Source organism: Paenibacillus sp. FSL H8-0260, assembly GCF_045040625.1.
Taxonomy (GTDB): Bacteria; Bacillota; Bacilli; order Paenibacillales; family Paenibacillaceae; genus Paenibacillus_AQ; species Paenibacillus_AQ odorifer.
Genome location: NZ_CP150298.1, coordinates 1,225,261 through 1,250,622 on the forward strand (window position 1 = coordinate 1,225,261; position 25,362 = coordinate 1,250,622).

A 25,362-nucleotide genomic window follows, 5' to 3' on the forward strand; every position below is an offset into this window, starting at 1 on the left:
ACCCTTGCATATTTCGCTTTGGTATTTATCCCTCAGCCGTATGAACAACTTATTCTATAGTTTACATGAAAAGCGTTTCCCAAGCGAGGGTTCGATCTAATGTAAGGAGGGAATAACGACCTAGTCCGATAACACAGTTCTATCCACCTTGGCGAACCGGGGAGAAGAGTGGTAAACTGGATTTACAAACAAGGATAAGCTAGGGATGAATAAGAGGGGGAGGCCGACAATGTCCAGCAAGGAGTCGGAGATCTCCAAAGTAAAGCAACAATTACGAACGGAGAAGACCATCGCCCGAAACGAGCTGTCTTCGGACCAGAGAAGTAAACTATCATCTGAAGTCTGCCACTATGCATTGGAGTGGCTGGAGACGAAGGGTATAACTTCACTAATGGCCTATGTGTCTTTTCGTTCAGAGCTTGATACCCGCCCACTTATCACACAGGCGTGGAAAGATCAGCGTAAGGTGCTGTTGCCGCGTGTAATTCCAGCAAGCGGTGAAATGAGTGTCCACGCGGTGAATGCATGGAGCGATTTAGAGCCGGGGGCTTATGGTATCCATGAACCTGTTGTCTCCAGCAGAGATTTATTAGAGATTGAAGAGATTAAGCTACCTGCTGTTGTGTTCGTACCAGGGCTAGCATTTGATCTTCAAGGCGGCAGGCTTGGCTACGGTCGAGGATACTATGACCGGCTACGTGCGTCTTGGGAGAAGGCCGGGTACGTTAGCGCACAGCCCCCGATATGGATCGGATTAGCTTACGGCATGCAGTTGGTTCCAAGGGTGCCGATGGATGAGCATGACGCTTTAATGGACATGCTGATTACTGAAAATGGTATAGTGCACTGCCGAAAAGGAGAGTGAGCCATGGAATTGACCCATTTCAACGAGCAGGGAAGAGCTCGTATGGTGGATGTGAGTGAGAAGGAGATTACGAAGCGGACAGCTGTCGCGCGGAGTATGATCAAGATGGCTGCTGGAACGCTGAGCGCCATTAAGAGTGGCAAGATCAGCAAAGGTGATGTCCTTGCTGTTGCACAGATCGCCGGGATTATGGCGGCTAAGAAAACGTCAGACTGGATTCCGATGTGCCACCCGCTGCCACTTACCGGTATTGATATCAGCTTCTCCGATAACAGCGAAGATGAACTTTATATAGAAGCAACAGTCCGTACTACAGGAAAAACCGGAGTAGAGATGGAAGCCTTAACCGCTGTTTCTGCCTCAGCACTAACGGTGTACGACATGTGTAAGGCTATTCAGAAGGATATGATTATCGGACCGACGCTTCTGGTATCTAAGAGCGGGGGCAAGAACGGAGATTATGCGCTCGAATAAGTATCAGCTGCTTTTGTTCGAAGCGCTGAGGCGAGCAGGCTGAACTGTACAGCCAACTATACATATAGAGAGGAAGGACAAACCTATGGCGTGGAAGACAGCAATCCTAACGGCCAGTGATAAAGGGGCCAGGGGCGAACGGGAAGACACGAGCGCCCAGGTTATTCGGGAGCTGGTGGAAGAGGAACTAGGTGGCGAGATCATTGAATATCGAATTGTTCCCGATGAACAAGATGAGATTATCGCAGCCTTGATTGAACTGACGGACTATTTTCAGGCAGATTTGGTACTGACCACCGGAGGCACAGATCTGGCGATTCGTGATGTGACCCCGGATGCTACTCGGCGAGTGGTAGAACGGGAAGTGCCTGGGCTCTCAGAAGCTATGCGAAGCACAGTGATGCAAAAAAACCGTGCAGCTATGCTTTTTCGTGGGATATGCGGCATTCGCGGTCGCACGTTGATTGTCAATTTACCTGGAACGCCGAAGGGTGTTCATGAGAATCTGGCAGCTATTATGGATCAATTACCGGAAGCACTGCTCATGGTAACTGGCCAATACCGCCAATAACCCTTTGTCATCTTCTTGTCACGTCACAATGATAATCTATTTATAGAAGAAAGTGGATGTAACTGTGACATAAGTTATGGTATTATTAAATTAAAGTAAACGATACCATGAACGGACAGGTGGACAAGGAGGAATAATAATGTTTAGTGGAATTGGTACTCCTGGTATTATTTTGTTGGTCATACTGGCACTTCTGCTCTTTGGCCCAAATAAACTGCCAGAGCTAGGCCGTGCAGTTGGACGAACCTTCCGTGAATTTAAGGAAGGCGCGCGTGAAATCATCGGGGATAATGAACCGGTGAAGAAGAGCGAAGCTCCTGTGCCGACGGCCCCGCAAACGGTCGCTGCAGATATTCCTCAGGACAAACGCCTGCCGGAATAATAGAAGATCTTTCAATGGGGCATTCTCAGGAGTCTACTAGACTTGAGGAGACGCCCCTTTTTCTTTGCTTTCCGCAGCAACGGACACTGCTTTGAAGAAAGTTAGTGTTATCTTTTTTACTCTTGTCATGGGATGGTGTCTGGATGTCTCTGAAATCGGAAGAAATGTCGGTGGTAGATCATCTCACCGAGCTGCGCAAACGGATTATTTATGTGTTAGTCGTATTTGTCCTTGGATTAATTGGCGGTTTATTTTGTGCAAAGCCCATTTACGATTATTTGATTAGCACGGATCTGGCGCAAGGTTTTGTTCTGCATGCATTCTCATTCTGGGATGGCATTGGGATGTACATGAAGATCGCGATGGCCGTTTCGCTAGTGATTTCTGTCCCGTTTATTGCCTACCAGCTGTGGGCATTTATCAGTCCGGGCCTGCGGCCGGAGGAGCGAAGTGCGACACTTCGTTATGTTCCCTATGTGTTTGTTCTTTTCCTTATCGGTCTTTCTTTTGCTTATTATATTGTTTTTCCAATGGCACTCTCGTTCACGATCTCAATTACCAGAAGCATGGGACTGGAAGAGACCTACGGGATTGCACAGTATTTTAACTTCATGTTCAGCCTGGTATTGCCGCTGGCATTGCTGTTTGAACTTCCATTGCTGGTGATGTTTCTGACCAAACTAAGAGTACTCAACCCGCTACGCTTGCGTAAAATGCGTCGGTACGCCTATTTCACGCTTGTTTTTATTGCTGTAGTTATCACGCCCCCGGATTTTATCTCAGACTTTCTGGTGACGATTCCACTGCTCATTTTGTATGAGTTCAGTGTATTTTTATCTGCATTTGTCTATCGCAAGCAACTTGCTGCGGACGCGGCACGGGATGAACGGTATGTTCAGAAGCAGGAGTGAGGAGAGAGGCTGCCGCTAAGTAGATTTTCTACGAATGTGGCAGCTTTTTTGCTATAAGTTGATTTCATTAGTTGGATTGAATACACTTAGTAAGTAATTGTTATCGATCGATCAGGATCATTAGATGCAAAGGTCTAACCATTCTAGCAACGTTCATATCTATAAGGGGTGAGAGGAAAGCGCTGGAATTCTACGCATATTTTCAAAACCCGTGGATACAATGTAATAGAGTGTGTGCTTGGACAAGCATTGAAACGTATTTTTTTGCGAAAACTAATACGAATTTGTGTAAAAAGACTTGAAATCCGGGCTCAAGTTGAGTATCATAAAAATTGTTGTTAGCACTGCACGCTGTTGAGTGCTAACGCTCTTGAAAAATAGGAGATGGGCTGGAGATTAGCAGGGTTCCATTGATATTTTTCAAGAACATCACAGCATTCTAAGTTTGACCGGTAAGTTCTAAACTATGTTTTGAAGCAAAATAACATAATTTTAAAGGAGGCTATTTTTTCATGATCAAACCATTAGGTGAACGCGTATTGGTGCTACCGAGCGAGCAGGAGGAAACAACTTCATTCGGGATTGTGCTTCCGGACTCCTCGAAAGAAAAGCCACAAGAAGGAACTATTATTGCAGTAGGCAGCGGAGCTTTGAAAGATGGAGTACGTGTAGCGCTTGAAGTTAAAGAAGGCGACCGTGTTCTTTTCTCAAAATATGCAGGTACAGAAATCAAATATGAAGGTAAAGAATATTTGATTATGAAAGAAAGCGACATTCACGCGATTCTTGACTAAGCAAGAGTCGATCATAAGCTAAATCTAAACTACTTAAAGTAATATGATATACAAAAAATTCTAGGAGGTAATTACACAATGGCTAAAGAAATTAAATTCAGTGAAGAAGCTCGCCGCTCTATGCTTCGTGGTGTAGATGCTCTGGCAAACGCGGTAAAAGTTACACTTGGACCAAAAGGCCGCAACGTGGTGCTTGAGAAGAAATTTGGTAGCCCACTCATCACTAACGATGGTGTAACGATCGCTAAAGAAATCGAACTTGAAGATGCATTCGAGAACATGGGTGCTCAACTGGTTAAAGAAGTTGCTACTAAGACTAATGATGTAGCCGGTGACGGTACTACAACTGCAACGGTTCTGGCTCAAGCTATGATCCGCGAAGGTCTGAAGAACGTAACTGCTGGTGCTAACCCAATGGTTATCCGTAAAGGTATCGACAAAGCGGTTCGTGCAGCTGTTGAAGAATTGCAAAAAATCGCTAAGCCTATCGAAGATTCCCAAGCTATCGCTCAAGTGGCTGCTATCTCTGCTGCTGACGATGAAGTAGGTCAATTGATCGCTGAAGCTATGGAAAAAGTAGGTAAAGACGGTGTTATCACTGTTGAAGAATCCCGTGGATTCGCTACTGAGCTTGAAGTAGTAGAAGGTATGCAATTCGACCGTGGTTACATTTCCCCATACATGATTACTGATACAGACAAAATGGAAGCTGTTTTGGAGAATCCATACATCTTGATCACTGATAAAAAAATCAGCAGCACTCAAGAAATTCTTCCATTGCTTGAAAAAATCGTTCAACAAGCTAGACCGCTTGTTATTATCGCTGAAGATATCGAAGGCGAAGCACAAGCTATGCTGATCGTGAACAAACTGCGTGGAACATTCAACGCTGTTGCTGTTAAAGCTCCTGGCTTTGGCGACCGTCGTGAAGCTATGCTGCAAGATATCGCTGCCCTGACTGGTGGCCAAGTGATCACTGAGAAGCTCGGTCTTGATCTGAAGAGCACTTCCATTGAACAACTGGGTAACGCACGTCAAGTACGCGTAACTAAAGAAAACACAACAATCGTAGACGGAAGCGGCGACAAAGCGGACATCAATGCACGCGTAAGCCAAATCCGTGCTCAACTGGAAGAAACAACTTCCGAGTTCGACAAAGAGAAATTGCAAGAGCGTCTGGCTAAATTGGCTGGCGGCGTAGCCGTTGTCAAAGTTGGCGCTGCAACTGAAACTGAACTTAAAGAGCGCAAACTTCGCATCGAAGATGCCCTGAACGCAACTCGCGCAGCGGTTGAAGAAGGTATCGTATCCGGTGGGGGTACAGCTCTTGTGAACGTATATAACGCTGTTGCTGCTGTAGACGTAACTGGCGACGAGAAAACAGGCGTTAACATCGTGCTTCGCGCGTTGGAAGAGCCAATTCGCACCATCGCAGCTAACGCTGGTCAAGAAGGTTCCGTAATCGTGGACCGCTTGAAAAAAGAAGCAGTAGGTATCGGCTACAACGCTGCTACTGGTGAATGGGTGAACATGTTCGAAGCGGGTATCGTTGACCCTGCTAAAGTAACTCGTTCCGCGCTGCAAAATGCTGCATCCGTAGCAGCTATGTTCTTGACTACTGAAGCAGTTATCGCTGACAAGCCTGAGCCTGAAAAAGGCGGCGGCATGCCTGATATGGGCGGCATGGGTGGAATGGGCGGCATGATGTAAGAAAATCATTATCGAAGCAATTCGATGATGAGTTTCCTTGAGAGGAAACACCATTTGACCACATAGTACAAAAATGAGAGACCTTTCATAAGTTCATTGAACTTTTGAGAGGTCTCTCATTTTTTTGTGGGTATAATTTAATCTAATTCTTGCTCTAAAACAGTTTTTACTAAACGACGTACTTCATCTGTTGATCTTGTATCCATTAATTGATTTCTTAGTTCGCCTGCGCCTCTAAATCCACGAACATAGATTTTGAAAAAGCGAAGAAGTGGTTTAAATAAACGTGGCTCGAGTTCATTTGAATATTTATCGTGAAGATCCAACTGTAAAAGAAGTAAATTGAGAAAATCCTTCGCGCTGTGTTCTTTAGGTTCTTTTTCAAAAGCAAATGGATTGGTGAAAATGCCGCGGCCAATCATGACTCCATCAACGCCGTATTGTTCTACTAATTTTAATCCTGTTGCGCGGTCAGGAATATCTCCATTAATAGTTAACAACGTATTTGGAGCAATTTCATCGCGTAATTTTTTTATTTCAGGGATTAGTTCCCAGTGTGCCTCTACTTTACTCATCTCTTTTTTTGTACGAAGGTGAATGGAAAGGTTCGCAATATCTTGTTTCAATATATGTCCTAGCCAATCGCGCCACTCGTCAATATCAGAGTATCCTAATCTTGTTTTAACACTAACCGGCAATCCACCTGCTTTTGCTGCTTGAATAATTTCTGCAGCAACTTCAGGATGTTTTATTAATCCAGCACCTTTTCCATTCGATGCAACGTTTTGTGCTGGGCACCCCATGTTTAAATCGATACCACGAAAACCAAGTTTTTTCATATCAATGCTCATCTGTTCAAAAAATACGGGTTTATCACCCCAAATATGAGCGACAATCGGTTGCTCATCTTCTGTGAACGTTAATCGACCACGTACGCTGTCTTTTCCTACAGGGTGACAATAGCTTTCTGTATTTGTGAATTCTGTGAAAAATACGTCGGGTTTTGCAGCTTCACTAACGACGTGCCGAAATACAACATCTGTGACATCTTCCATGGGCGCTAATATAAAAAACGGCTTCGGTAAATCAAGCCAAAAGTTTTGTTCGTTACTCATATTATCTCCTCTTGTTGTAATATATAAAAACGATATAAGGATAGCAAAGTCCTATACCCATCATACATAGTATCATTTTTTTTCGTTTGATGCACAGAATCAATGATATGAGAATGTTCATCCATGGCTATTTGTTTATAATCTGTTTATTGATACTTGTTATAATCCTGTAGATGAAAAGTTTGTAATATAAAGTCGAATCGTGTTAACGAATCGATTATAGACAAACGACATAACGCATCCAAAGAACAGGGGGATAAGCAAGTGAACAAAAAGCAATGGATAAGCTCTATATTGGCTGCTGCTGTATTATCAAGCCCTATCATTATGCCGACCAAAGGATCGGCAGCGGCTTCCTTTATTGATATTGATGGCTCATACGCAAAGAAAGCGATTGTTGAGCTATTCGATCAGGGGATAGTGACCGGTGTCGGAGAGAGTAAGTTCTATCCTACGTCGAATATTACAAGGCAGGATTTTGCAATTATTTTAGCAAAGACATTAAAGCTGGATGTTTCAAACCCTCCTGCACTGCCAACCTTTCTGGACGTTCCCACAAGCAACTACGCATACAGCTATGTAGAGGCAGCTGTCAAAGCCGGATTGATTAAGGGTACAGGCAGTAATCTTTTCGGTACGGGGCAAAATTTATCACGTCAGGATATGGTCGTCATGTTCGTGAGAGCATTGGGAGTCAATCCTACGGGTAAAGCTGGAACTTTACAATTTGCTGATAGTAGCCAAATTGCTGATTATTCCAAAGATTTTATAGCTGCTGCTGTGGAATATGGATTGATTACCGGATATAATAATTTTTTTAATCCTGATGCCAAAGTAGATCGTCAGGCCGTAGCTCTAGTAGCCTCTAAGTTTCTGAAGTTTAAGGAGAACGGAAACACTGAGCAGCCCGCCTCCACCCCAACTGCTCAACCGAGTAAAGAGCCGGTAACAGTGCCTACTCCTGTTGTTGGAGGGTCTTCCTCTTCGCAAAGTGAGCATAGCAGCAATTCAGATACAAATGCACCTATGGTTGAAAGTACCAAGTTCGAGGCGATCGACAACTACAACGGGACACAAGATCAGCTTCGCGGGTTAGCGGGAGCCATCGGGGAGCAAGGAGCAGCGGTACAAGCCTACCTGTGGACGGATGCGAATGAGAACGGTGAAGTAGATGCCGACGAATTAGGAACAGCCATCGCTTTAGGCACCAGCGAAGCAGACGGATCTGTGAATGCGGCCAATATTGGGGATCTGAACGCAGGAACGTATCGTTTCGTGATTACCGCTAAGGATTCATTCAATAATGAATCAGCGAAGAATGCTGCACATGTGGTTACGGTGACCTTAAGCAAAAACGAAGTTCCGGATACGAGTGCACCGGTAGTGGACGCAACTAAGTTCGAGGCGATCGACAACTACAACGGGACACAAGATCAGCTTCGCGGGTTAGCGGGAGCCATCGGGGAGCAAGGAGCAGCGGTACAAGCCTACCTGTGGACGGATGCGAATGAGAACGGTGAAGTAGATGCCGACGAATTAGGAACAGCCCTCGCATTAGGCACTAGTGCAGCAGACGGAGCTGTGAGTGCGGCCAATATTGGGGATCTGAACGCAGGAACGTATCGTTTCGTGATTACCGCTAAGGATTCATCCAATAATGAATCAGCGAAGAATGCTGCCCATGCCGTTACGGTGACCTTAAGCAAGAACGAAGTTCCGGATACGAGTGCACCGGTAGTGGACGCAACTAAGTTCGAGGCGATCGACAACTACAACGGGACACAAGATCAGCTTCGCGGGTTAGCGGGAGCTATCGGGGAGCAAGGAGCAGCGGTACAAGCCTACCTGTGGACGGATACGAATGAGAACGGTGAAGTAGATGCCGATGAGTTAGGAACAGCCCTCGCATTAGGCACCAGCGAAGCAGATGGAGCTGTGAGTGCGGCCAATATTGGGGATCTGAACGCAGGAACGTATCGTTTCGTGATTACCGCTAAGGATTCATCCAATAATGAATCAACGAAGAACGCTGCACATGCGGTTACAGTGACCTTAAGCAAAAACGAAGTTCCGGATACGACTGCACCGGTAGTGGACGCAGCCAAGTTCGAGGCGATCGACAACTACAACGGGACACAAGATCAGCTTCGCGGGTTAGCGGGAGCCATCGGGGAGCAAGGAGCAGCGGTACAAGCCTACCTGTGGACGGATGCGAATGAGAACGGCGAAGTAGATGCCGACGAATTAGGAACAGACATCGCATTAGGCACTAGTGCAGCAGACGGAGCTGTGAGTGCGGCCAATATTGGGGATCTGAACGCAGGAACGTATCGTTTCGTGATTACCGCTAAGGATTCATCCAATAATGAATCAACGAAGAACGCTGTACATGCGGTTACGATTGAGCTTGTTAATGGTGTTCTGACCACACCTACGGTTACTAGCTCTATATATGGCTTTGACGGAGGCGGCGGTTCAAAAACAAAACAACTGATAACGGGTTCTACACAATCGCGCATTCGCTTCGACTTTTTCTCCGGAGAAAGCTTTACGAATGCTGAAATTCAGGTAACGATGGAAGGCATTACCTTTACCACAAACGACTATTATACCATTAGTGGATGGACACATCCGACGAGTGATCAAATTAGCAATAATGGGCATACGTTAACTTTCACAGGAAGTAACATAGGTGTTTCGGATATCGCTTTTGAACTTCATAATAAAGTGATGCCGGCACCCGGGACCTATCTCATTAAGTTCAAAGCAGATGCGGATGGACCTGGAACAGCCAGATCTTATTCCGAGGAACAAGTCATTACCTTAATTATTTTGCCACCGGCTTAAACTAGAAGCTTCTCATGAGTTCTTTGAACTTGTGGGAAGCTTCTTTTTTTATGAAAAAATAGGATTGCTCAATATAGTCTAAATGAGTATTATGAGTAAGGTATGTTCATATAAAAATAGAGATAAACAGGATGGAGAGCACCATGAAAACAACACGTCAGAACGCATTGATTTTCTCGTTTACTTTTATGGCTTTTATTCTGGGTACGACGGAGTATATTATTGTTGGTTTACTCTCTGAAATATCCTCAAGCCTCGGAGTTACGCTTGCGACAGCCGGGGGATTGGTATCTGGTTTCGCGATTTCTTATGCCATTGGCACACCAATTATGATGTCCTTGTGCAGCCGTGTTCCGAAACGGATTACGATTCTTGTATCACTTGTATTGATTTTACTGCTAAATTTGTGGAGTGCTGTAACTGGAACTTACAGTATGCTGCTGGTGACTAGAATAGTTACTGCCATACTATGTGGCTTTGTTCTTTCTGTAGCCATTACGGTAGCGAATGAAGCGGTTGATCAGGAGAAGAGAGGCAAAGCGATTGCTACAATTTTGAGTGGTTTTGCTATTGCGAATGTTTTTGGTGTGCCGATCGGTACTTTCGTCGGGCAGTTTTTTAATTGGCCAGCAGCGTTTGTTCTGAATGGGATATTAGCTGGAGTTGCCATAGTCCTAAATTATATCTATATTCCACGCCAATTACCGAAACCTGTGCCTAGCTCACTCAAGGATCAGATCGGATTGCTCACAAACGGCCGCATTATTCTTGCATTTCTCATTCCGGTTACGGCAGTGGGAGCCGTATTTGTAATGTACACTTACATTACACCTATACTGGAGCAAGTCATGAACGTTCCTAAAAGCTCAGTTAGCGGTGTGCTGTTTGTATACGGAATTGCCACGATTGTCAGCAACTGGATTGGTGGCAAGGTTGCGACCGGGAATGCGGTTAGTAAGCTGAGATTCGTGTTCCTTATCCAAGCTGTGGTCTATGTTATCTTTAGTATGACCGCATCTGTTTCCATTCTAGGAATGATTGTGCTAATGGCTCTAGCCATGATGTCGAGTATTGTGAGCGCCCCTGCGCAGCTCTATTTGATTGACTTAGCTAAGCAATTCTCACCAAAAACGAAGGATCTTGCTGCCTCATTGAATCCAGTAGCCTCAAACCTGGGAATTGCAGGCGGGTCCGCGATCGGTGGAGTGGTTGCCGGGCATGGAGGATTAATCTCTCTTCCTATAGCTGCTGCCATCCTGGCGATATTGGCCTGTGTGATTACGTTGATATGTTATAAGATGGATCATCAAAGCCAAGCAGCGGTCATCACTCAGCATCATAACTTAACCTAATGAGATGATATAAAATATCCCGGCTTCATACGAGTTCATTGAACTTGTGTGGAGCCTTTTTTATATGGAAAGCTTCAAAGCGTTGACTTCCTACAGATTCAGTGCTAAACTTATCTTAAGTTAAAGATATTTAAAGTGAAGATAAAAACTCGATGCTATCCACCAAAGAGCTTGTACAGTAGAAAAAGATCTTTTTTTTAAGTAATATCTTAACATTAAGATAATTAAACTAAACCTTTTTGTTCTTGGGAATTATATTACGAGTCAAAATCAACTAAACATTAGGAGTGTATAACAATGAGAAACTTAAAAGGGATTCACCACGTTACAGCCATCACAAGCAGCGCAGAGAAAAATTACGAGTTTTTTACTTACGTGTTAGGTATGCGTCTAGTGAAGAAAACAGTTAATCAAGATGATATTCAGACGTATCATTTGTTTTTTGCAGATGATAAGGGCAGCGCCGGAACAGATATGACCTTCTTTGATTTTCCTAACATCCCTAAAGGGGTTCATGGAACTAACGAGATTGCGAAAACATCCTTCCGGGTACCAACAGATGCTTCATTAGACTACTGGGTTAAGCGTTTTGATCGGCTTGCAGTGAAGCATACCGGCATTAAAGAGCAATTCGGCAAAAAGACATTATCCTTCGTAGATTTCGATGATCAACAGTATCAACTTATTTCAGATGAATTGAATAAAGGTGTCGTATCAGGTACACCGTGGCAAAAAGGACCTATCCCTTTGGAGTATGCAATAACTGGCTTGGGACCGATCTTTGTACGAATTGCTGATTTCAACTACTTCAAAGAAGTATTGGAGAAAGTGATGTTGTTTAAAGAAATTGCTCAGGAAGAGACGTATCATTTATTTGAAGTTGGCGAAGGCGGAAACGGTGCACAAATTATTGTAGAGCATAACGAGTTCTTACCGAATTCACGCCAAGGTTTTGGGACTGTTCACCATGCTGCTTTCCGTGTAGAGGATCGTGCGATGCTGGACGAGTGGACAGAGCGTTTTGAAGGCTTTGGATTCCAAACTTCAGGATATGTAGATCGTCACTTCTTCGAGTCGTTGTATACACGTGTTGCACCACAAATATTGTTTGAGCTTGCCACTGACGGGCCAGGATTTATGGGAGATGAGGAATATGAAACCGTTGGCGAGAAGCTTTCATTGCCACCTTTCTTGGAACCTAAACGTGAGCAAATTGAGAAGTTAGTCCGTCCTATTGATACCGTTAGAAGTACGATCGACTTTGTGAAAGAGTGAAGAAGGGGCTGAGGAAATTGATTTCAATGGATCCAAAGCACAACAGTGAACGGGAAAATTACAAATTATTAATTGGCACTATTATTCCTAGACCTATAGCCTTTGTCACAACACAATCAGAAGAGGGTCTCTTAAATGGTGCACCTTTTAGCTATTTTAATATCGTTTCGTCCAATCCTCCAATGGTTTCATTGGCTATTCAAAGACCGGCAGGTCGTTTAAAAGATACAGCCCGTAATATTTACGATAATCAACAGTTTGTTGTGCATATTGTAGATGAGGAGAATGTTGCGAAGATCAATCAGACTGCAGCCACATTACCTGCTTCTGAAAGTGAAATTGAATTGGCGAATCTTACACCGATTCAAAGTACAAGTGTAGCTGTACCTGGCGTTTTGGAAGCGAAGGTGCGGATGGAGTGCAAGCTTGTTCAAGCAATTCCTCTAGGGGGCGAAGAACCTGGGAGTGACTTGTTTATTGGCGAAATTGTTCAATTCCATATCGATGAATCGATCTATCAGGAGGGGCATATTGACCCGAGAGTTCTAAACGCTGTGAGCCGTTTGGCGGGAAATAATTACGCAACCCTTGGAGAGATTTTTACAATAGATAGGCCGGAATAAGTAACTATAGAATAGACCTGCTAGTAAGCAATGAAGCCTACTTAGCAGGTCTTTTTGTGTACCGAAGCTACAGCTCGTCCGCAACCCCCAACAAAGCAATCCCTAGAATCACAACGATAATAACGGCATATTGTGCCTTGCTTAGTTTTTCTTTGAGGAAGATTCGCGATAATATTACGGAAAAAATGCTGTATGAAGCAATAAGTGGTGCCGCGATAATCGCGTTGCTGGACATAGCAAATACGTAGAAGAATTGTCCGGTCGTTTCCAGAATGGCTGCGAAGCCCTTATCCCGTTCTTTAAATAGGTTGAACTTTACCTTTTTTAAAAATTTCAGGTATGTAAAAGACAAGATGGCACATATAAAGAAGGTGTATTCATACGCGAGCAGAGCTGCTTTTTCACTAATCAGACTAAGTTCATCCAAATAAATAGCATCGGCAAAGGTGCCAAGTCCATCGATTAGGCAGTATAGGATTGGAAAAATGATGGCGATCACGCCAATCTGATATTTTTTATCAATCTGTGTGGCGCTCTTTTGAAGCGCTTGGTGTTCTGCTTTCTTTTCCAAGATGGCGATCCCGATAATGCCCAAGGTGATAACGGCAACACCAACGATTTCAAGCGCCCCTAGCTCATGGGTGAAAAAGATAAATAATAATATCGTCGTTACAGCGCCAGATGAATTTTGTACGGGGGAGGCAATGGATAACTCAATATATCTGAGTCCAATATAACCAACTGCCATCGACAGGATATAGAGTGCAGACACAGGGAAATATCGGATTAAGTCCATAGGATCAAAGGTTAATCCTTGAATGAGCATATAAGCTGTTGCGTGAATACCCATGACTATCCCCACGATAATGACAATCTTAATATGGCTATACCGATCCTGACTATCGGTCCCCTTTTTATAAAATAAGTCAGCCCCTCCCCAAGCGAAGGCTGTTAATAATGCAAACATAAACCACATAATCATTGCTCCTTGCTGTAGATTAAAATCCCCGCCGATTATACCAGATTAGATTCTACACAGGGTGCTCATTTCGTCACACATAAAAAATACACCCTCTAGAATCGACCGGACAAACCAAAGGTTTATCAAATGTCTATTCTAAAGGGTGTACTTCATAACATAACAGAGGGGTAAGGCGTTATCTTAACGTAGAGTTTTCAATGCGCCACTCCAAGCCAAGACTTGATCCAGCATCCCATTAAGATTGGTAAGATGCAGATCCGCTGGTTTAAACACAGTTCCGTTCTCGAAATCAGTGAACAGTGACAATGCAGGGTGTACACGAACGTCTGCTACAGATAGTTCTCCCAAGATTCCGCGTAGATGTTCAGCTGCACGAGCGCCCCCTACGGAACCATAACTTACGATACCTGCTGCTTTATTATTCCAAGCTTCACGGGCATAATCGAGCGCATTTTTCAGTGATGCAGAAATACTGTGGTTATATTCTTGTACGATAAATACGAAACCGTCTAGTGTAGCGAGTTTAGTGTTCCATGCTGTTGCTTGTTCAGTTGCATCAGCCTCACCCAATAGTGGAAGCTTGAAATCTGCAATATCTATGATCTCATAATTAGCATCCCCGCGTGCATCCGCAATCTTTTTAACCCATTCTCCTACTTGCGGGCTTAAACGACCTTGACGAGTACTTCCGAGAATAATACCGATGTTTAATTTTGACATTGTTTGTTCCTCCTCAATTTTTGTTCTACCAAATAGTTTGTCTAGAAATCCCATGAAGTACACAACCTTTAAAAATTATTTATCTCAAGAGTAGTAAACTCTGGTTGTCTTTAAGTTAAGTATCTTTAAGATGAGATAATAATACCGCACATAGTGTGCTTTGTCAAGCAACTTTATAATAGTTAGTTTATAGCTTTGCTTCACCTTTACAAAATTAGTTGTTAGGAATATAATTGTTTAAGCAACTATTAAAACAGTGTTAATTGAGAAGGGATACGATCATGACGACAAAGCATAACCAATCCGAGCTTACGTTAGGATTTATGATGGGCACGACTTATCGTAAATTAAGCATGTTATTTCAAAGTGGGCTGAAAGAACATGATATAACACCGGAGCAATGGTCAGTCCTTTTTCATATTGACAGAACGGAAGGTTTGATTCAGAAGGACATTGCTAAGCGCTCTGGTAAGGATAAGCCAACTACAACGCGAATTCTGGATCATTTGGAAGGAAAGGGACTGATCTATAAAAGAACCGGTGAGAACGATCGGCGTTCTTTTAAAGTCTATATTACGGAAAAAGGAAGGTCTCTGGTGAAGGAAACCGTTCCTATTGAAGATAAGGTGACAGAAGAGATTATGAACTGTATTTCTAGTAAGGAATATGAGTTGCTCATGGAATTGCTGCTAAGAATAAACAATCATGTAGATCAAATAACAGATGGAGAGTAGGAAGGCAAGTTATGTTAGAACAACAAGAACTACGTACGAAATTATGGACCAAATCTTTTATTGCTTTAACGATTAGTGCTTTATTTTTATTTATGAATTTACAGATGTTGTTATCTTCGTTTCCGTCTTACGTAAAAAGCGAATTTCAGGCCGGAGATATTATGGTCAGCCTCGTTACCAGCGTCTTTGCATTAACTGCGATCGCTTCACGTTTTATGACCGCTTTTCTGATGCGAAAGGTTAGCCGCAATGTATTATTATATATTGGCTTAGCAATTGCCGCCGCTATTACCGGCCTTTATGTTGTAGCAGATTCTATCGGATCACTGCTGCTGATGCGTGTGGGCTATGGGATTGGATTCGGGATTGCCAGCACGATTATCCCAACGATTGTTTCACAGATTATTCCAAGCAAAAGAATGGGTGAAGGGATAGGTTATTTCGGTTTATCCACCAGCCTGGCGATGTCGATCGGTCCAATGATTGGCTTGAATGTGATGAAACAATCAGGTTTTGGAACACTGGCTATGATCGGTATGGTAACTTTACTTCTTGCTTTTCCAGTACTTTTATTTTCTCGTTCACTTCCAGCGCAACCGAAAAAAAAGCCTACCCCAACTCAAAGCGAATCCACCAAACCTCTCAAGGTTCCGTTTAATACAAAGTTAGTATTGCCTGCCATTCTAAATGTCATGTTGGCAATTACCTACGGGGGATTGCTAAGCTTTATCGCTTTATTCGGCGAATCAGTTCATCTGGAGCAAGTGGGTTTGTTCTTTTTATTTAATGCGGTTACGATCATCATTATAAGACCTATCTCCGGCAGATTATTTGATAAAAGAGGACCAGCTTCTGTCCTAATTCCGGCGGCGGTTTGCGTCGTTGCAAGCTTAACTGTGCTTTCTTATACGACCTCTATGCCAATGCTCATCGTTTCTGCACTGCTGTATGGACTTGGTTTCGGTGCTATTCAGCCAACGATCCAGGCTTGGATGCTTCGCACCTCAACACCTGCACAATATGGTATGGCCAACAGTATGTTCTATAACTCAACGGATTTGGGTGTAGCCAGCGGAGCCATTATTCTGGGGGCAATCTCGGCAGCAACTGATTATGGGATAATGTATCGTTATTCGGCTGGGTTTATGGTGTTGTTCCTTATCGTGTATGTGGGAATTCAGATTAACAAGGCTAGAGTGAATCCATCAACCTTAAGTCAATAGGGTTCGGAGATTAAGCCAATCTTTATCTACTATTCATATTATTTTAAGCTAAGAGGGTTATAGTAATCACATAACCCCCTTATAATATAGACTTTGACCCTGCCGGACGTTGGCAGGGTCCTTTTTTTGTGTATGAAGAGAAGAAGTACATTATGTCGATGCACTTTTCTGGCAGGATGGATTATGCTTAGAAGAATAGGAATCGAAGGGGGAGAGATTTGCGGATGAATATGACATGGAACTTAGATAGTTTATATCCTTCCTTTGAATCGGAGCAGTTAAAAAGGGATCGCAAGCTACTGGACCAGCATATACAAGATTTAAAGCGGTGGGCTGAGCACCATTTGAAAGTAAAAGACGTTACAGCCATGTCTGTGGAGGGCTTTTTAAGAATTTATAATGATTATAAAAGCATATATGTATGCTTGTTAGCTTATGCAGAGTTAACACTCAGCGCAGATCGTGGCTCCGAGGAAGCCATGAATCTTGCTGATGATATTGAGGAGGCCAATTCAGAAATCATCGGGGTAGTTGTGGCTTTTAAGCGCTGGTTTAGCACTTGTGATCATATGGATGAGCTTATCGTTAGCTCACCTTATCTAATGGAGCATCAATTTTATTTGCGAGAACTCCTGTTACAATCCCGCTATGAGTTAAGCGAAGAACTTGAAATGGCCATAGCCAAAATGCAGAGTACAGGATCCAAAGCATGGAGCAGACTGTATATGGAGAGGACTTCAAGTGCACTTGCAGATTTAGTGGTAGATGGGGAAACTAGACAAGTGACACTTGCGGAGCTAAGAAGTATGGCTTATGAGAATAATGCAAGCTTAAGAAAAGCTGCTTATGAAGCAGAGGCAGAAGCCTGTAGTCTTATTGCTGAGGTCTGCGCAGCCAGCTTAAATGGCATTAGTGGTGAGGCGGTGACGATTTATGGCATGCGGGGTTATCAATCTTCTCTGGAAAAAGTGTTAATCGCTTCGAGAATGGACAGTGAGACTTTAGCCGCTATGCTCACTGCTCTTCGGGAGAGCCTGCCAGCCTTTCATACCTATTATCAAAAGAAAGCCGAGCTGCTGGGACATCCGGCAAAGCTGCCTTTTTACGATATTTTTGCACCAGTCGGTGTAGAAAACGGGAAAATTACATACGCTAACGCCAAAGATACAATCTTCTCGAGCTTCGCAACCTTTAGTGAGGAACTGTCTTGTTTTGCTCAGAAGGCTTTTGATCAGCAATGGATTGATGCAGAACCTAGATCAGGCAAAGGGGGGTATGGACTTTGCATTGATATTTTCCCGATTGGCGAGAGCAGAATTATGACCCAGTTCACCGGAAATGCCATAGATATTAGTATCCTTGCCCATGAGCTCGGCCATGCCTATCATAGCTCCTGTCTGGCTAATGAAACGATGCTGAATACGGATTACCCGATTCCGATTGCTGAAACGGCTTCGATTTTTTGTGAGACGATAGTGAACCATGCCATAATTACAAATTCAACGGAGAAGGAAGCTCTGCTTATTCTGGAGAGAAGTATTTCTGATGCCGGTTATTATCTTGTAGACTTTTATGCCCGTTATTTATTTGAGATCAAATTATATGAGAGAAGAGCATTAGGCCCGCTGTCTGTTCAAGAGCTAAATGAATTGATGATTGCCTGTATGGTGGAAGCCTATGGTGAGGGCATTGACCCGGGTACAATCCATCCGTACATGTGGATGAACAAAGCTGGATATTTTATGGCTAGTAATGAATTTTTGAATTTCCCGTATTCCTTTGGTTTGTTATTCTCTAAAGGACTGTACGCGGAATATTTAAAGAGGGGCGAAGAGTTCGCCCCTAAGTATCGCCAGTTCCTTAGGGATACCAGCAAACATAATATTGTTGATGTAGCAAAAACAATGGATCTAGATGTTCATTCCGTCGACTTCTGGAGAAGTGCGTTGAAGCTGATAGAGAGCGATATTGGGGTGTTCATCGCTAAAGCCTAAACAACTCTCCAATTATGGTCACAGGTAGCTTCAATTTGGCCATGCTTTTCAATGTAGTCCGTGACAATTTCAGATATGTCGATCATAATTTCTTGAACAATCGTTTTACCCTTATACATCTCATAATCTCCGCCACCGCTGGCTCTATAATTGTTCATAACAACCTCATATTCTTTAGAGTCCTCTATAGGCTGTCCTTGGTACAGCAGATGGAGGACTCTTTCGCCTGCAGGTCTAGCGATATCAAGCTCGTATTGTATTCCTTCCCACATATCATAATTGTAATGCTGCGGTTTAGGCTCGATGTAGGCGGGGTTAACGATTATTATTCCGTTCTCGTCTTGTTGGAAATAGCTAGCGGTTTGTTCTAAGGCCTCTCTAATATCTTGTCCTGTCAGTCTTAGGACGGTTAAGGTGTTGGGATAAATGAAGTTCGATAAAATGTCTCTGCGTGTGATGGTTTCGCTGAAACCCTTGCAATCGTTACTGAGTAAGGCTGCTGTAGAAATATCTACGCCAGTAGCCTCCATTTGTACCTTATTCATAAATTCTATAAAAGGGTGGTCAGCTAAGCGGCATTCATCAGCACTGGAAATAGACAGGTCCCCGATAACCGTTCCTATTCTCTCATCCAGCCAAGTTTGTATTTCTGATTCAAGAGTACTGCTCAGCTCTAGGATTATTTCATCTGCAGCTGTTGTCTCATTAACGTTAAGGAGCTCGGCATGTTTACGCTGAATCTTCCAGTGTGTATTTTCTTTTTGGAAAATAACCGAAATTTTACCGAGGGAAAGTCCATTACAACCAGGTTGTATGATTGTAACACCGTTCAACTCCCCAGCTATGGAGCGGTGCTGATGTCCGGTAATTAGCACATCTATGCCCTCTACCTCTGTACACATGGCGTAGGCTTGATTCTCCCCCGTTAGTCTTTCTACAGGTTCTCCACTGCTTAGATCGCGTTCGAATCCGCCGTGGTAAGCTACAACGAGCAGATCAGGCTGCTCTTCTGCCCGTATAATGGCACACCAATGCTTTACAGTCTCTAGCGAATCCTCAAATTGAAGCCCTTCAATATGGCTAGGGTTCTCCCAGTGGGGGATGTAATGCGTCGTAACCCCTAGAACGGCTACTTTGATTTTATCTACCCATTTGATGATATAGGGTTTACCAAAGGCGGGTTGATTTGTCGTGTTATCTATAATTCCAGCTGATAACCAAGGAAAGCGGGAATCCTGAACGGCTTTATTCAGCAGAGTTTTGCCAAAATTGAATTCATGGTTGCCAATAATTGCAGCGTCATATTTCAATTCATTTAGTGCAGCTATGCCCGGATTCAGCTCATTACTATAATGTGTAGCTGCATAATAAGTTAACGGTGTGCCTTGAATAAGATCCCCGTTATCTATAAGGATCAGCTCAGGAGTATGGGATCTTTCTTGTTTAATGAGGGTAGCAATTGTTGCTAAGCCTGCTGGTCGTTTCTCCCCCGTGCGGTAATCGACGGGCCCAAAATGTCCATGTAGATCACTTGTTACGAGGATTTCACAGGTTATTGAATTCTCTTTATTCATAGGTAGCTCCTCCTGATAATAAGTTCAGACCTCATTCTAGCAGATAATTTGGTAACTTTAAGAGATTGGAATAAATTTTACATATATTTGATGCTTGGTTGCTATTGATTTAATAAAACACATCTATAGTTTAGAAGTACTCAAAAATAAAAATAGAAAACAGTGGAGGTCTTTCGTTTGAGAAAAATCAGTAAATTCGTATTGCCGCTAATGATGTCTATTACATTGCTTAGTGGTTGTGGCGCTAACAACACTACAAATAATGCAAACCAAGGATCGACGGACGGGGCAAATGCACCGAAGGAAACGGCAGCTCCTGTAGCAGAGGGTTATGTTCCAGAGAAGCTTACTGTACAATTTGTTCCTTCTCAAAATGCAGATACGCTCGAAGCTAAAGCGAAACCTCTTGAAAAATTACTGGGTGACAAGCTCGGTATTCCTGTAGAAGTAAGTGTCTCTACTGATTACAACACCGTTATCGAAGCTATGGCCTCTAAAAAAGTGGATGTAGGTTTCCTTCCTCCAACTGCTTACGTGTTAGCTAAAGAAAAAGGAGCAGCTGAGGTTATTCTTCAGGCTCAACGTTTTGGTGTAAATGATGAAACCGGTGGTCCAACAGATGAATTAGCGGATTTCTATAAATCTATGATTATCGTCAAGAAGGATTCTGCGATCAAATCGGTTGCCGATTTGAAAGGTAAAAAAATTGCCTATCAAAACGTTACATCCTCAGCAGGTTTTGTATGGCCGGCTGCAACACTAATGGATGCAGGACTTGATCCGTTGAAGGATGTACAAGCCATTACGGTTAAAGGTCATGATCAAGGCGTGCTTGCTGTGCTGAATGGTGACGTAGATGCAGCAGCTATTTTCCAAGATGCCCGGAACACGGTCGTTAAGGATTATCCAAAAGTATTTGAAGATACTCAAGTTCTCGCCTTTACTGATAAAATTCCTAACGATACGATTTCGGTCCGTTCAGATATGAATAAAGAATGGATAGAAAAAATCCAGCAGGCATTCATTGATATCGCAGCTGACACAGAAGGCCATGAGATTATCAAAGACATTTACTCTCATGAAGGTTATGTGAAATCACAAGACAGCAACTTTGACATTGTTCGCGAATACAACAGTAAAGTAAAAACAGAGTAGAACAGGCCGTTCAAGGATACAACGATGTTGGTGTATAACAGGCATTAAGGATAGCCAGCTCCGGATTCCCCCCCGGATCTGGCTATCTCTTTTATACGAATATACGAAAACACATAAAGGGATGATTTCATGATAGAGCTTCGTAATGTATCCAAAACGTATCTAAACGGAACCAAAGGATTAAACAACATTAACCTGACCATTCCAGCCGGAGAATTTGTAGCTATTGTTGGTCTTTCGGGAGCAGGGAAGTCGACCTTGCTGCGTTCCATTAACCGGCTTCATGATATTTCCGAAGGTAATATTCTTATTAACGGGCAGTCCATCACGAATGCAAAAGGAAGCCGGCTACGAATGATCCGTAGGAATATCGGAATGATCTTTCAAAGCTTCAACTTAGTGAAACGTACGACGGTGCTTCGTAATGTTTTGGCAGGACGGGTGGGCTATCATTCCACACTGCGGACGATACTTGGCAGATTCCCACAAAAGGATATCGATTTAGCCTTCGAATCCCTTGATCGGGTAAATATCGCCGAGAAGGCCTATACACGTGCAGATCAGCTATCTGGAGGTCAGCAGCAACGTGTTGCTATTGCCCGTGTTCTTGCGCAGGAGGCACAGATTATCCTCGCAGATGAACCTGTAGCTTCACTAGATCCGCTCACAACCAAGCAGGTTATGGATGATCTAAAGAAGATTAATATGGAACTCGGGATTACGACCATTGTGAATTTGCATTTTATTGATCTGGCTAGAGAATACGCTACCCGGATTATCGGGCTCCGGGCAGGAGAGGTTGTCTTCGATGGTCCTGTATCAGAGGCAACTGATGAGAGGTTTGCTGAGATTTACGGCAGACCGATTCATCAGGATGAGTTGTTGGGTGAGCCTGTAGTCGGAGGTGTGTGAGATGAGTGTAAATGCAGAGAAGCTACATCCCAAACCGCCAAGAAAGATAAAACATTATTTCACAGCCATTATATTAGTAGTATTACTGTGGAGAAGTGCTGTCTTAACCGATTCATCCTTCGGGGAGCTGATCTCCGGTCTGCCGAATATGCTTGATTTGCTTAAGGAAATGTTTCCCCCGAACTGGGGGTATTTTGACAACATTATAGATGCGATGCTGGAGACGATCCGGATGGCGCTGGTTGGCACAACGTTTGGTGCCATTCTTGCGGTTCCGGTTGCGCTGTTGTGTGCAAGCAATATTACGCAAAGCCGTTGGCTTCATTATCCGGTTCGTATGCTGCTGAACCTGATCCGTACGATTCCCGATCTGCTGTTGGCTTCTATCTTTGTGGCTATTTTCGGCCTCGGTGCGCTTCCTGGGATATTTGCATTGACGATATTTTCGTTGGGGCTGATCGCTAAGCTTACCTATGAAACGATGGAGACGATTGATCAAGGACCTTTGGAAGCAATGACTTCAGTGGGGGCTAATAAGATTCAACGCATTATGTTCGGAGTCATTCCACAGGTACAGGCTCATTTTATGTCTTATGTCCTATATGCCTTCGAGATTAATGTTCGTGCTGCGGCGGTTTTAGGTCTGGTAGGAGCGGGTGGGATCGGCCACTATTATGAAGTCACCCTAGGCTTTTTGGAATACGATAAGACTTGCACCATCATCTTGTTCACATTAGCAGTAGTACTGATTATTGATTATGTAAGCACTAAGCTGCGGGAGAAATTAATATGAGTAAATCATGGAATACCCTTGTCCCTAAACCCCGTAAAAATCGTTTTCGTTGGCTGATTTATGTAGCCCTAGCCGCGTTATATATTTGGGCTTTTTCGGGAGTGCCGTTTAATGGATTCAAAGAAACCGCCGGGATCATTACTAAAGCAATTTTTGCCGGGATATTCTCACCTGACTGGGCCTTCGTTTATTTACCAGATGGGGAGGATCTCCTGCGGGGATTGCTCGAGACGTTAGCTATTTCAATCCTAGGCACTTTTATCTCGACCTTTTTATGTATTCCTTTTGCATTTTGGGCTGCAGTTAACATGAGCAAGGGAAAGGTAATTTCAGGTTCCGGCAAGCTGATGTTGAGCTTTATACGAACCTTCCCTGAGATTATTATGGCTTTGTTATTTATCAAGGCTGTTGGACCGGGTTCTTTTGCAGGTGTGCTGGCTCTGGGACTACATTCGGTGGGCATGCTCGGCAAATTGTTCGCGGATGAGATTGAGAATATCGACAACGGTCCACTCGAAGCTTTAATTTCTTCTGGTGCCAGCCGCATGCAGGTATTGTGGTTTGCGGTGTTGCCGCAGGTGCTGCCGGGATTCTTATCCTATACCTTATATAGATTCGAAATTAACGTTCGTTCGGCTACGATTCTAGGTGTGATTGGAGCAGGGGGGATCGGCACACCGTTAATCTTCGCGCTCAGTTCACGGAATTGGGACCGCGTGGGGATTATACTGCTAGGTATCATTGCGATGATCACAATTATTGATTTGATTTCCGGCAAGATCCGGAAGAAGCTGGTGTAACCGAGTTGCATAATGATATGTGAGACAAAGACCTCCTTAGGATATGAACCGAACCTAGGGGAGGTCTTTTATGATATGATCCATACTATATTGGACCATTCGAAAATGTATGAAAAAGTAATAATTATTTTTTCTGAAACATATGTTGGTCTATCCGACTTGTACCAAAGGAGTTGAAGGTTTGGAATCTGCGCTTATTGGCAGCTTTGTATCGGCAATGGCTACCGTTCTTGGAGCATTTCCGATCCTGTTCGTGAAGAGGTTATCCGAGAAGTGGAAAGATATCCTCGTAGCCTTCACTGCGGGGATTATGGTGTCCGCCTCCACGTTTGGACTCATGCCGCAATCGATCAAAGAATCGGGGATTATCGCTTTAACCTTGGGCTTGATTACCGGAGTGCTGCTGCTTGATTTAATTGAAAATAACATCCCGCATATCGATGTGGAGAATAAGCCCGGTTATACCAATATGGATTCAAAAGCGCTGCTTGTTATGATTGCGCTGTTCATCCACAACATACCAGAAGGCCTCAGTACAGGTTTCAGTTATGCCAGCGAACAGGCCAGTTTAGGTCCTACCGTGGCGATTGCCATTGGCGCACAGAATATGCCGGAAGGTTTGATTCTTGCGGTCTTTCTGATGAATTCGCGAACTAGCAAGCTAAAAGCCTTAGGAATCGTTACACTTACCGGCTTGATGGAGATGGTATCTGCGGTGATCGGGTATTTTACTGCCAGTTACCTGCATAATGTTGTGGGTTATGGTCTAGCTTTTGCAGCCGGGGCTATGCTCTTTATCGTCTACAAGGAGCTGATTCCGGAGAGTCATGGCCATGGTTATGAGCGGCCTTCGACGTATTCTTTTATTTTTGGATTATTGATCATGGTGTACATCACGCAGATATTTGGGTGAGCAAATATAAGGATTTTCCTTGAGTCTTGTCGAACAAGATTAATTATGTGACGACACATAAACTTGAAAAACTACCATTTTACACTTTACTTATTTTTATCGTTGCTGGATCTATAGGAGCGGGGTAATTTTACCCTCGTTCCTTTTTGGCGTTGATGGCAGTGCTCCATGGAGTAACGGCTGCGCTGATCCTGGTTGTGATTGGAACCATTGCTTTTGTGTTCATTAATAGAAGCAGTAAGTGCATTTTGTTGGTGGTGGTTTTTCGTTTCTATACCCTTCTGTATATTAATATACGTACATTACATAGTTTGCAGATTGCACTGGATGTCGGAGTGATCGGGGTGTTGGTGTTCATCGCAATGATGGGTATGTTGAATAAAGTGGATGATAGTCGAAAATAACACGGTGTATATTAAAAAATACATTGTGATTTGTTAGATTATGTTTTACTATAGGTAAGTATTTCCATAGCATACATATTTAATGAGGAGAAGATTATCTGCGGTTTTCTTTCTACTACAGGAGCTCCTATTTTTGAAGAAGGTTGTGGGAGGTATTCAGCGAAAGGTATGAAAAAGTTATTTGGTTCAGAAGAATCTTACTGAGATAATCCATTAGTAACCCAACGAGTAACCTAATG

Annotated in this window: 24 protein-coding genes; 20 read left to right on the top strand and 4 right to left on the bottom strand. The window is 43.5% G+C overall.

Annotation, left to right across the window (positions count from 1 at the left end):
- The first annotated feature begins 229 nt into the window (after positions 1–229).
- The 7 genes from MHI51_RS05220 to groL all read left to right on the top strand — a co-directional run bounded on the left by MHI51_RS05220 (position 230) and on the right by groL (position 5,707).
- The gene (locus tag MHI51_RS05220; protein ID WP_340393423.1) at positions 230–865 is read left to right on the top strand and encodes a 5-formyltetrahydrofolate cyclo-ligase; all 636 of its coding nucleotides are present in this window, start codon (positions 230–232) and stop codon (positions 863–865) included.
- A gap of 3 nt (positions 866–868) precedes the next feature.
- On the top strand, positions 869–1,339 hold the full coding sequence (moaC, locus tag MHI51_RS05225; protein WP_076129224.1) for a cyclic pyranopterin monophosphate synthase MoaC: 471 nt from the start codon (positions 869–871) through the stop codon (positions 1,337–1,339).
- An 85-nt stretch (positions 1,340–1,424) separates the two neighbouring features.
- Entirely contained in the window at positions 1,425–1,910 is a 486-nt protein-coding gene (locus MHI51_RS05230) for a molybdenum cofactor biosynthesis protein B (protein WP_036676512.1), read from the top strand.
- A gap of 139 nt (positions 1,911–2,049) precedes the next feature.
- Positions 2,050–2,292, top strand: a complete 243-nt coding sequence (locus tag MHI51_RS05235; protein WP_036676510.1) for a twin-arginine translocase TatA/TatE family subunit — start codon at positions 2,050–2,052, stop codon at positions 2,290–2,292.
- Between the two features lie 143 nt (positions 2,293–2,435).
- Positions 2,436–3,203, top strand: coding sequence for a twin-arginine translocase subunit TatC (tatC, locus tag MHI51_RS05240; RefSeq protein ID WP_076129223.1), 768 nt, complete (start codon positions 2,436–2,438; stop codon positions 3,201–3,203).
- Between the two features lie 512 nt (positions 3,204–3,715).
- Positions 3,716–3,997: a co-chaperone GroES gene (gene groES, locus MHI51_RS05245; protein WP_036676506.1), complete on the top strand. Its 282-nt coding sequence runs from the start codon at positions 3,716–3,718 to the stop codon at positions 3,995–3,997.
- A gap of 78 nt (positions 3,998–4,075) precedes the next feature.
- Positions 4,076–5,707 (top strand): chaperonin GroEL, encoded by a 1,632-nt coding sequence (gene groL, locus MHI51_RS05250; protein ID WP_036676504.1) that lies wholly within the window; start codon positions 4,076–4,078, stop codon positions 5,705–5,707.
- 137 nt (positions 5,708–5,844) lie between these two features.
- Here groL and MHI51_RS05255 read toward each other — a convergent pair whose 3' ends face one another.
- Entirely contained in the window at positions 5,845–6,822 is a 978-nt protein-coding gene (locus MHI51_RS05255; RefSeq protein ID WP_076129221.1) for a tRNA-dihydrouridine synthase, read from the bottom strand.
- 264 nt (positions 6,823–7,086) lie between these two features.
- On the opposite strand from MHI51_RS05255, the gene MHI51_RS05260 reads away from it, so the two are divergent.
- The 4 genes from MHI51_RS05260 to MHI51_RS05275 all read left to right on the top strand — a co-directional run bounded on the left by MHI51_RS05260 (position 7,087) and on the right by MHI51_RS05275 (position 12,919).
- Positions 7,087–9,669: an S-layer homology domain-containing protein gene (locus tag MHI51_RS05260; protein ID WP_405173645.1), complete on the top strand. Its 2,583-nt coding sequence runs from the start codon at positions 7,087–7,089 to the stop codon at positions 9,667–9,669.
- A 143-nt stretch (positions 9,670–9,812) separates the two neighbouring features.
- Complete coding sequence (locus MHI51_RS05265) at positions 9,813–11,021, top strand: MFS transporter (protein WP_076187297.1); 1,209 nt, start codon at positions 9,813–9,815, stop codon at positions 11,019–11,021.
- A 297-nt stretch (positions 11,022–11,318) separates the two neighbouring features.
- On the top strand, positions 11,319–12,296 hold the full coding sequence (locus MHI51_RS05270) for a ring-cleaving dioxygenase (RefSeq protein WP_076187299.1): 978 nt from the start codon (positions 11,319–11,321) through the stop codon (positions 12,294–12,296).
- Between the two features lie 17 nt (positions 12,297–12,313).
- Positions 12,314–12,919, top strand: a complete 606-nt coding sequence (locus MHI51_RS05275) for a flavin reductase family protein (RefSeq protein ID WP_076187301.1) — start codon at positions 12,314–12,316, stop codon at positions 12,917–12,919.
- A gap of 67 nt (positions 12,920–12,986) precedes the next feature.
- Here the strand turns inward: MHI51_RS05275 and MHI51_RS05280 are convergent, their stop codons facing one another.
- Positions 12,987–13,895 carry an EamA family transporter gene (locus MHI51_RS05280; protein WP_076130618.1) on the bottom strand — a complete coding sequence of 303 codons (909 nt, stop codon included), beginning with the start codon at positions 13,893–13,895 and terminating at the stop codon, positions 12,987–12,989.
- Between the two features lie 186 nt (positions 13,896–14,081).
- Positions 14,082–14,621 (bottom strand): NADPH-dependent FMN reductase, encoded by a 540-nt coding sequence (locus MHI51_RS05285; protein WP_036676495.1) that lies wholly within the window; start codon positions 14,619–14,621, stop codon positions 14,082–14,084.
- Between the two features lie 281 nt (positions 14,622–14,902).
- On the opposite strand from MHI51_RS05285, the gene MHI51_RS05290 reads away from it, so the two are divergent.
- From MHI51_RS05290 to MHI51_RS05300, 3 genes are all read left to right on the top strand, one after another.
- Entirely contained in the window at positions 14,903–15,355 is a 453-nt protein-coding gene (locus MHI51_RS05290; protein WP_036676493.1) for a MarR family winged helix-turn-helix transcriptional regulator, read from the top strand.
- Between the two features lie 11 nt (positions 15,356–15,366).
- On the top strand, positions 15,367–16,578 hold the full coding sequence (locus tag MHI51_RS05295; protein WP_076130619.1) for an MFS transporter: 1,212 nt from the start codon (positions 15,367–15,369) through the stop codon (positions 16,576–16,578).
- Positions 16,579–16,802: 224 nt separating this feature from the next.
- Entirely contained in the window at positions 16,803–18,572 is a 1,770-nt protein-coding gene (locus MHI51_RS05300) for a M3 family oligoendopeptidase (protein ID WP_405173646.1), read from the top strand.
- Here MHI51_RS05300 and MHI51_RS05305 read toward each other — a convergent pair.
- Positions 18,569–20,146, bottom strand: a complete 1,578-nt coding sequence (locus MHI51_RS05305) for a bifunctional metallophosphatase/5'-nucleotidase (protein WP_405173647.1) — start codon at positions 20,144–20,146, stop codon at positions 18,569–18,571. The genes MHI51_RS05300 and MHI51_RS05305 overlap by 4 nt on opposite strands.
- 177 nt (positions 20,147–20,323) lie before the next feature.
- On the opposite strand from MHI51_RS05305, the gene MHI51_RS05310 reads away from it, so the two are divergent.
- From MHI51_RS05310 to MHI51_RS05335, 6 genes are all read left to right on the top strand, one after another.
- Positions 20,324–21,301, top strand: a complete 978-nt coding sequence (locus MHI51_RS05310) for a phosphate/phosphite/phosphonate ABC transporter substrate-binding protein (RefSeq protein WP_038568963.1) — start codon at positions 20,324–20,326, stop codon at positions 21,299–21,301.
- A gap of 129 nt (positions 21,302–21,430) precedes the next feature.
- The gene (phnC, locus tag MHI51_RS05315) at positions 21,431–22,213 is read left to right on the top strand and encodes a phosphonate ABC transporter ATP-binding protein (protein WP_076187310.1); all 783 of its coding nucleotides are present in this window, start codon (positions 21,431–21,433) and stop codon (positions 22,211–22,213) included.
- Between the two features lies 1 nt (position 22,214).
- Positions 22,215–23,006: a phosphonate ABC transporter, permease protein PhnE gene (phnE, locus tag MHI51_RS05320; RefSeq protein WP_036676482.1), complete on the top strand. Its 792-nt coding sequence runs from the start codon at positions 22,215–22,217 to the stop codon at positions 23,004–23,006.
- Positions 23,003–23,806 carry a phosphonate ABC transporter, permease protein PhnE gene (gene phnE / locus MHI51_RS05325; RefSeq protein ID WP_036676480.1) on the top strand — a complete coding sequence of 268 codons (804 nt, stop codon included), beginning with the start codon at positions 23,003–23,005 and terminating at the stop codon, positions 23,804–23,806. The genes phnE (MHI51_RS05320) and phnE (MHI51_RS05325) overlap by 4 nt, the downstream gene beginning before the upstream one ends.
- Before the next feature lie 181 nt (positions 23,807–23,987).
- Positions 23,988–24,719: a ZIP family metal transporter gene (locus MHI51_RS05330; RefSeq protein WP_036676473.1), complete on the top strand. Its 732-nt coding sequence runs from the start codon at positions 23,988–23,990 to the stop codon at positions 24,717–24,719.
- Between the two features lie 161 nt (positions 24,720–24,880).
- Positions 24,881–25,123 (top strand): hypothetical protein, encoded by a 243-nt coding sequence (locus MHI51_RS05335; protein ID WP_405173648.1) that lies wholly within the window; start codon positions 24,881–24,883, stop codon positions 25,121–25,123.
- The last annotated feature ends 239 nt before the right edge of the window (positions 25,124–25,362 follow it).

Excerpts from the sequence above, each read along its gene's own strand:
- MHI51_RS05220 (WP_340393423.1), top strand. The coding sequence starts at position 230 with ATGTCCAGCAAGGAGTCGGAGATCTCCAAAGTAAAGCAACAATTACGA.
- moaC (WP_076129224.1), top strand. The coding sequence starts at position 869 with ATGGAATTGACCCATTTCAACGAGCAGGGAAGAGCTCGTATGGTGGAT.
- MHI51_RS05230 (WP_036676512.1), top strand. The coding sequence starts at position 1,425 with ATGGCGTGGAAGACAGCAATCCTAACGGCCAGTGATAAAGGGGCCAGG.
- MHI51_RS05235 (WP_036676510.1), top strand. The coding sequence starts at position 2,050 with ATGTTTAGTGGAATTGGTACTCCTGGTATTATTTTGTTGGTCATACTG.
- tatC (WP_076129223.1), top strand. The coding sequence starts at position 2,436 with ATGTCTCTGAAATCGGAAGAAATGTCGGTGGTAGATCATCTCACCGAG.
- groES (WP_036676506.1), top strand. The coding sequence starts at position 3,716 with ATGATCAAACCATTAGGTGAACGCGTATTGGTGCTACCGAGCGAGCAG.
- groL (WP_036676504.1), top strand. The coding sequence starts at position 4,076 with ATGGCTAAAGAAATTAAATTCAGTGAAGAAGCTCGCCGCTCTATGCTT.
- MHI51_RS05255 (WP_076129221.1), bottom strand. The coding sequence starts at position 6,822 with ATGAGTAACGAACAAAACTTTTGGCTTGATTTACCGAAGCCGTTTTTT.
- MHI51_RS05265 (WP_076187297.1), top strand. The coding sequence starts at position 9,813 with ATGAAAACAACACGTCAGAACGCATTGATTTTCTCGTTTACTTTTATG.
- MHI51_RS05270 (WP_076187299.1), top strand. The coding sequence starts at position 11,319 with ATGAGAAACTTAAAAGGGATTCACCACGTTACAGCCATCACAAGCAGC.
- MHI51_RS05280 (WP_076130618.1), bottom strand. The coding sequence starts at position 13,895 with ATGTGGTTTATGTTTGCATTATTAACAGCCTTCGCTTGGGGAGGGGCT.
- MHI51_RS05285 (WP_036676495.1), bottom strand. The coding sequence starts at position 14,621 with ATGTCAAAATTAAACATCGGTATTATTCTCGGAAGTACTCGTCAAGGT.
- MHI51_RS05290 (WP_036676493.1), top strand. The coding sequence starts at position 14,903 with ATGACGACAAAGCATAACCAATCCGAGCTTACGTTAGGATTTATGATG.
- MHI51_RS05295 (WP_076130619.1), top strand. The coding sequence starts at position 15,367 with ATGTTAGAACAACAAGAACTACGTACGAAATTATGGACCAAATCTTTT.
- MHI51_RS05300 (WP_405173646.1), top strand. The coding sequence starts at position 16,803 with ATGAATATGACATGGAACTTAGATAGTTTATATCCTTCCTTTGAATCG.
- MHI51_RS05305 (WP_405173647.1), bottom strand. The coding sequence starts at position 20,146 with ATGAATAAAGAGAATTCAATAACCTGTGAAATCCTCGTAACAAGTGAT.
- phnC (WP_076187310.1), top strand. The coding sequence starts at position 21,431 with ATGATAGAGCTTCGTAATGTATCCAAAACGTATCTAAACGGAACCAAA.
- phnE (WP_036676482.1), top strand. The coding sequence starts at position 22,215 with ATGAGTGTAAATGCAGAGAAGCTACATCCCAAACCGCCAAGAAAGATA.
- phnE (WP_036676480.1), top strand. The coding sequence starts at position 23,003 with ATGAGTAAATCATGGAATACCCTTGTCCCTAAACCCCGTAAAAATCGT.